This window comes from Streptomyces huiliensis (assembly GCF_020037025.1).
Lineage (GTDB): Bacteria > Actinomycetota > Actinomycetes > Streptomycetales > Streptomycetaceae > Streptomyces > Streptomyces huiliensis.
In genome coordinates, this window is record NZ_JAIQLH010000533.1 from 1 (window position 1) to 1,103 (window position 1,103).

The window sequence follows — 1,103 nt, forward strand, 5'->3', positions numbered from 1 at the left end:
CTAGGGCCTGTATTGGGTTGTGATCACTGAGTGGTTCGGGTGAGGTCCTTGATCCAGATCATGGCGGCGCGGAGGTGGACTCCGGCGAGGTAGCTCTCGGGGGTCTTGTCGTAGCGGGTGGCGATCCCGCGCCAGGCCTTGAGCTTGTTGATCAGACGCTCGACGGTGTTGCGCTCTTGGTAGAGCTCACGGTCGTAGGTAATGGGCCGACCGCCGTGCCGGCCTTTCCTCTTCCGGTTGGCGGCCTGGTCCTTCTTCTCCGGGATGACTGCCGTGATCCCGCGTGCGCGCAGGTGAGCGCGGTTGCCGCGAGAGGAATACGCCTTGTCCGCGGCGACTGCGCCCGGTCGGGTGCGGGGGCGCCCGACGGGCCCGCGGACGCGCACTCGCGCGAGCACGGGAATGAACTGCGGGCTGTCCGCGGCCTGGCCGGCGGTCAGGATCACAGCCAGGGGCCGGCAGCGGCGGTCGGCAGCCAGATGGATTTTGCTGGTCTGTCCGCCTCGCGAGCGCCCGAGCCCAGCGGCTTTCAGACGGAGCCTGCGCCGCCGCCGGACGTGCCGCCGTTCGGCCCGGCCGGGACCGCAGACGCCGGCCTGTCCGTCTTGTTCCTGCGCGCCGCCCCCTTTTGCCGGGCCGCCTCCGCCTCGGCGGCGGCTTTCTCCAGCGCGTCCAGGACGCCCTCTTCCAGGCGCATCCCGGCCGCGTCGTGGTGGGCCCGGACCGTCGTGGAGTCCACACTGACCAGCGACAGGTCCACCCCGCCCCGCGCGGCCGCCTCGGCGATCACTCCCTCCAGCAGAGCTTCGAAGATCCCGGCGTCCCGCCACTGCCTAAACCGGTTGTGCACGGTGGACCAGGCGCCGAACCGGTCCGGCATCTCCCGCCACTGCGCTCCGGAGCGGAACTTCCAGATCACGCCCTCGAACTGCTGCCGCAGCCGCTCGGGATACGGGCCGTACTCACCGACCGGTAGATACGGCTGGACGAACCCCCACTCCTCGTCCGTCAGTTGCGCACGCGTCATGCGCACTGGACTACCGCATCCGCGCCCGAAGTGAGGGCGGAACCGACAAACTGATCACGACTCAATACAGGCCCTA

1 pseudogene is annotated in these 1,103 nt (G+C 69.5%); it reads right to left on the bottom strand.

The window, feature by feature from the left end:
- Positions 1-23 precede the first annotated feature (23 nt).
- Positions 24-1,027 (bottom strand): annotated as a pseudogene (locus tag JNW98_RS35695) (IS5 family transposase).
- Positions 1,028-1,103: the final 76 nt, after the last annotated feature.